Source organism: Bilophila sp. (assembly GCF_057864385.1).
In genome coordinates this window covers 1-5,752 of the sequence record NZ_DBMAFI010000113.1, presented here as the reverse complement: position 1 = coordinate 5,752, position 5,752 = coordinate 1, and the positions used below count along the sequence as shown (strand labels likewise).

At 56.3% G+C, this 5,752-nt stretch carries 6 protein-coding genes; 2 read left to right on the top strand and 4 right to left on the bottom strand.

Features of this window, described 5'->3' with window-relative positions; genetic code table 11:
- Positions 1-705: 705 nt before the first annotated feature.
- Complete coding sequence (locus ACZM8Y_RS17555) at positions 706-864, bottom strand: heavy metal-binding domain-containing protein (RefSeq protein ID WP_489501944.1); 159 nt, start codon at positions 862-864, stop codon at positions 706-708.
- Positions 865-1,219: 355 nt separating this feature from the next.
- Between ACZM8Y_RS17555 and ACZM8Y_RS17550 the strand changes: the two genes are divergently transcribed.
- Complete coding sequence (locus ACZM8Y_RS17550; RefSeq protein WP_482334601.1) at positions 1,220-2,458, top strand: hypothetical protein; 1,239 nt, start codon at positions 1,220-1,222, stop codon at positions 2,456-2,458.
- Positions 2,455-3,087, top strand: a complete 633-nt coding sequence (locus tag ACZM8Y_RS17545; RefSeq protein WP_482334603.1) for a hypothetical protein — start codon at positions 2,455-2,457, stop codon at positions 3,085-3,087. The genes ACZM8Y_RS17550 and ACZM8Y_RS17545 overlap by 4 nt, the downstream gene beginning before the upstream one ends.
- A gap of 311 nt (positions 3,088-3,398) precedes the next feature.
- Here ACZM8Y_RS17545 and rho read toward each other — a convergent pair whose 3' ends face one another.
- The 3 genes from rho to ACZM8Y_RS17530 all read right to left on the bottom strand — a co-directional run.
- The gene (rho, locus tag ACZM8Y_RS17540) at positions 3,399-4,697 is read right to left on the bottom strand and encodes a transcription termination factor Rho (RefSeq protein ID WP_489501943.1); all 1,299 of its coding nucleotides are present in this window, start codon (positions 4,695-4,697) and stop codon (positions 3,399-3,401) included.
- Between the two features lie 273 nt (positions 4,698-4,970).
- Entirely contained in the window at positions 4,971-5,441 is a 471-nt protein-coding gene (locus ACZM8Y_RS17535; RefSeq protein WP_489501942.1) for a hypothetical protein, read from the bottom strand.
- Positions 5,411-5,752, bottom strand: a 342-nt coding sequence (locus tag ACZM8Y_RS17530; RefSeq protein ID WP_489501940.1) for a hypothetical protein, incomplete at its 5' end; no start/stop codon positions are given. The genes ACZM8Y_RS17530 and ACZM8Y_RS17535, both read right to left, overlap by 31 nt.

Genomic DNA, 5,752 nt, shown 5'->3' with positions numbered 1-5,752 from the left:
TCTGGAGAAAGGCTTCCCCTTCCCCCCTCCAAACCTCCCCCCTTCCCCTCCCAAGACTTTCGCGCTTATCGAATCCCTCTTCTCAGGTTTTCCGCTCATGGCTGGTTACGTTGCCGCTCTGGGCCTATTGGGATGGCTTTGCACGGAATGCTTTGGCGTATCCATATAACATGCTGGATATGCTGTATTTTTATATTTGGCTCTGACATGGCACATGGTTGTTTTGTCTCGGCAATATGCTGAAAAATATATGCTTTTTCTCCAATTTTCCGCTGGCGGGCTCCATGACTGGGGGATTTTATTGGTTATCCCTTTGGAATTTCAAGAGATAAAGCATTAACCGTTTTCTATGGCACAGCCTTATATTTTTTGGCTCTGTCATAGTATGCGGTTGTTCCATCACCACAACGTGATGAAAATACAGCTTTTTTCTCCAGTTTTCCCCTTGGCTGAGTTCATGGATAAGACATTTTGCTGATTATCCCTTTGGAACTTCAAGGAAAAAAGCATCAGCCATTTTCTATGACGCAGCCAAACAAAAAAACGCAAGGGAGTTTCTCCTTGCGTGTACCAGCAATCAGCCGTTTCCCCAAAAGTGGAGGAAGAGCAAGTAAGGGATGCTCACCTTACCGCTCTTCCTCCGTCCTTTTGTGGCTTGAGACGTTTCCGCTTTAGGCCGTTTTAAAAGCGATCCGTTCGCATACCTTACTTTGAGCAACCGCAGCCGCAGGAGGAAGTACCTTCGGGCTTGTCCGAGCGGCATCCGCCCTTTTTCCCATAAGTCACTTCGCCGGTTCCCATGTTGAAGCTGACTTCGACATCTTCGCCTTCGGGCGTGGTGACAACCGTGCTCTTGCTGGCCATGCAGTCAGGGGTCTGGCTCTTATTGTCTTTCGTATTGTTGCAGCAGCATCCCATTGGCTTGCTCCCTTGGAGTAAAATGTGTCCGCGCCGTGCGCGTCGGGTGTCATTATCCTTGGTGTTAAGTATCAGGATTGGTTCTCAAGAAGTCAACCCCCCAGGGCATGATTCTTTTTCATGCGATGCGAATCTTGCATACCGGCCTCTGCCGTGATCCAACCAGTTAGAAAGCGTGTACAATTGCTGGATCTCCCCCATCTGCACAGCTTCACAGAGCGGACAAAATGGGATATTCTGTAGTGAGTATGATACCTGTACACAGCCCGTTTTGATCCGGGAAGAGACTCTGGAGGGTGGCATGAGCAAGCCGAACCGCTATCGGACAGATAAAGACGATGGCCACGAAACGGAACCGTCGCGTAAGGGACATCACGGGCTGGCCCTGTTGATTCTTGTCTTGCTCGCGGGAGTGGTGGTCTGGTTTTGGCTGGCCCGAGATCCGGAGGCGCGGGAAGAATTTTCCAACCGCATGGCCAGGCTGGGCGAATCGGCCATCAGCCTTGCCGCTGATCTGATGAACAAGACGGTGACACCGCCCTCCCCTCCTGATGTTGGGGCCGTCGCGGGAGACAGCCTGCCTGGTGCGCCGCCCAAATACCGTTCCCCCATTGAAACGCCAGCCGAACTGGATGAAGCGCTTGCGGAGCAGAGGCCGGTACAGCCCGGCGGGGCCGAAGTACGCGGCCCCATAGCTCCCGGAGAGCAGATCCCCCCCGATGCGGGGCGCAAGGACGATCAGGTCGTGCGCATCGCCTTTATCGACGATTTGGCTTCTTGGCTCGTTTCCCACTATGTCCCCGCAGCGACTCCGGGCCGGGGCGGAAGGCTTTCCGCAAGCCTGCAGGGAGCGAATCTCCGTTACGGGATGGGGATGACCGGCCTCGCATGGATTGGCGACGACCTGCCCGCCGGACGTGCCGCCGCACTGAACCACCTCTTCACGCCGGGCATGCTGGACGCTATTTACCGGCTGTACGTCGATCGCTTCATGGAAGCCGTAAACCGCAGCGCGGCGGCCCCCTTGCCGAGCGGCGAAACCCTCTCGCCCGCCCAGCGGAGCGAATGCTTCAAGCTGTACGCCCGGCAATTCCGCGGCGTTGCCGGTGCATTGCAGGCGCTCGCCTCCATGCCCGACTTCAACCGCCAGATGGAAAGCCTCAGCGCCGCGGCCCAGCGTGTCGTGGACACCAACGCCCAATATTCCGAATTGACCTTCGCCGCCGATGAAGCCCGTTCCAACGGCGAGCTGACCAGATATTCGACATTGCGCCAGCAGATGGCCGCCAAGGGCCAGCAGTACCAGCAGGCCGTCATCGCCCGCGAACAGGCCAAGGGCGCGTTCGTGCGGGCCCTCAAGCAGGCTCCTGAGGCCCGGTATCTGGATGATGACGCACTGCTCTTCATCGCCTCATGGATCGATAGGCGCACGCGCAATAACCCGGAGAAACTCGCGGCTGCCGGGCAGGCGGCGAATCTGTTCCGCGATCTGGCGGGGCACTTCGACGCTGCGGCCGCCGCCCAAGGAGCCTCGCAATGATTTTCCGCCGCTTCCGCTTCCTGCTCTTCCTTCCGCTGTTTCTGCTCATGACGGCCCCCGCTCTGGCCCGCCAGACACCGGAGGCGGCCTTGAAGGAAATCCAGGCAGCCATCGACGCCGGCGATCTGGCGGCTTTTGAACGGCGCGTCGATGTGGACGCCCTGCTCGACCAAAGTTCCTCAGCCCTGATTGCGGCGCTGCAAAAAGCCGGAAAGGTCGATACGTCCGGCCTTCCCCCCATGTTGGCCCTGATGGTCGCCTCCGTGCAGGATCCGTCGATGGCGAAGCAGATCAAAGGATTGCTGGTTCAAGAAGCCGGAACATTCACCCGTTCGGGCATCGAGTCCGGCTTTTTCGCCGGAAAGCCCAAAGCCGACGCAAAACCCAAAGGCCTGCTTGCACCGCTTTTCAGCAATGTTTCCACAGGGCGCAAGGAGCTGCGTCCACGCGGCGCATCCCGCAAAGCCAACGGCAGCGTCATCCTTCCCGCAACCATCCATGATTTCGGCAATGGGCGCGACTACAAGGTCGATCTGGGCATGAGCCCTGCCGGAGAAAGCTGGAAGGTCACCAGCATCGCCAACATGGACAAGCTCGTCTCCCGCCTCCAGAAGGAAGCCGCGGAATAGCCGGCCCATTCAGGCAGCGATTGGAGGCGCCTCAAAGGAAAAGGCTCTGTTATGGTATGTGGTTGCTCCATCTCCACAGTGCGGTGAAACATACAGCCTTTTTTCCGGTTTTCCCCTTGGCGGTATCCACGGCTAAGGCATTTTTTCGGTTATCCCGTTGGAGTTTCAAGGAAAAAGGCATCGACCGTTTTTATGATACAGCCCCAAAAAACGCCGTCCCTCCATGTGGGGGAACGGCGTTTTTCTTTTGAGGAAACAGCCAAGGAATCTGGGAACCTTCTCTTTTGGAAAAGCTTTTCCCGATTCCTTGCTTACTTGCTCATGGCGTTGATGAATTCGTCGTTCGACTTGGTGCCGCGCATCTTGTCGAGCAGGAATTCCATGCTGTCGATGGAAGACATGGGCGCAAGGATCTTGCGAAGGATCCAGACGCGCTTGAGCACGTCGTCGGGGAGAAGGAGATCTTCCTTGCGGGTTCCGGTGCGGTTGATGTCGATGGCCGGGAACACGCGCTTTTCGGCAAGGTGGCGATCAAGATAGATTTCCATGTTGCCGGTGCCTTTGAATTCTTCAAAGATCACTTCGTCCATGCGGGAGCCGGTATCAATGAGCGCCGTGGCGATGATGGTCAGGCTGCCCCCGCCTTCAATGTTGCGGGCCGCGCCGAAGAAGCGTTTGGGCCGCTGGAGGGCGTTTGCGTCCAAGCCGCCGGAAAGCACACGGCCGGATGAAGGCGTCACGGCGTTGTAGGCGCGTCCAAGGCGGGTGATCGAGTCAAGCAGGATGACCACGTCACGCTTGCGTTCGACAAGGCGCTTGGCCTTTTCGAGCACCATTTCGCAGACCTGGACATGGCGCTGCGGAGGTTCGTCGAATGTGGAGCTGATGACTTCGGCATTCTTGACCGTGCGTTCCATGTCCGTCACTTCTTCGGGACGTTCATCAATGAGCAGCACGATGAGGTACACTTCAGGGTGGTTCGCATTGATGGAGTTGGCGATGCTCTGAAGCAGGATGGTCTTGCCCGTCCGGGGAGGCGCAACGATGACCCCGCGCTGGCCGCGTCCGATGGGCGACATGAGGTCGATGACCCGACAGGAAAGATTTTTTTCGCCGTTTTCCATGATCAGCTTGCGATCGGGATAAATGGGCGTGAGGTTGTCAAAAAGAACGACGTGGCGGGCGTTTTCCGGGGGTTCAAAGCCGATTTCCTTTACCTTGAGCAGGGCGAAGTAGCGTTCGCCTTCCTTGGGAGGCCGGATCTGCCCGGAAACCACATCACCCTTGCGCAGATAAAAGCGCCGGATCTGAGAGGGGGAAACATAAATATCGTCCGGGCCGGGCATATAGCTCGACAGGGGGGATCGCAAAAAACCGTAGCCGTCAGGCAGGATTTCCAGCACGCCGTCGCCGTAAATGGCGCCGCTCCGGGACGCACAGGCCTGCAACATCGCAAAGATGAGTTCCTGCTTCCGCATGGAACTGGCGTTCTCGATCTCATACTTTTCCGCAAGCTCCATGAGCACGGACATGCTCATGTTCTTCAGCTCAGTAAGGCTCATCGTTGCGCCTTCCTGAACCTCCTCCGTGGCAACTTTCTTCTTCCGCATACGTTCCGATACTTGTTTTGGGAGTGAATGGAAGTCCGCCGACGTGTCGCCGGACGTTATGAGCCCTGCCGAACGGCAGGACAGCATATACGGCACAGCCGCATCAAACGCTGATTAATATAGGGAGGATAGTGTGTGATTGAAAAAGGCAGGCATGCGCCGGAAAGCGGCGCAGACGTTTTCCTAGCGTAACTTCTTTTTTTTGGCAAGGGGATGAGAATAGATTTGGCCATATTTTCCGGTTTCCGGCGTGCCCTTCTTCCCTTATCCCCTTCAGGGCCTTGGAAAGCAATGGCTGTGCCATAGAAAACGGCTGATGCTTTTTCCTTGAAGCTCCAAAGAAATAGCCAGCCAAATGCCTTTGCTGCGGATTCCGCCAAGGGGAAAACTGGAGAAAAAGCCTGTATGTTCACCGTGCGGTGGAGATGAAACAACCACATACCTTGCACAGCCAAAGCAATCTAAAAAGGCTGAACATGCCTCTAGCCTCATGGTGGGAATGGCAACAGTGCCGCCCTCCCGCCGCCACAGGAAAGGACGTTGTTGGCCGGGGCGCTGTACCTCTTCGTTAGCCGCCTCCCCGCCACAGGAAAGGAAGGCTGTGCCACAGAAAAAGGCCGATGCTTTTTTCCTTGAAGCTCCAAAGGAATAGCCAGCCAAATGCCTTGCTGCGGATTCCGCCAAGGGGAAAACTGGAGAAAAAGCCTGTATGTTCACCGTGCGGTGGAGATGAAACAACCACATACCATGACACAGCCAAAGCAATCTAAAAAGGCCGGACATGCCTCTAGCCTCATGACGGGAATGGCAACAGTGCCGCCCTCTCGCCGCCACAGAAAAGGACGTTGTTGGCCGGGGCGCTGTGCCTCTTCGTTAGCCGCCTCCCCGCCACAGGAAAGGAAGGCTGTGCCATAGAAAAAGGCTGATACTTTTTCCTTGAAGCTCCAAAGGAATAGCCAACCAAATGCCTTGCTGCGGATTCCGCCAAGGGGAAAACTGGAGAAAAAGCCTGTATGTTCACCGTGCGGTGGAGATGAAACAACCACATACCATGA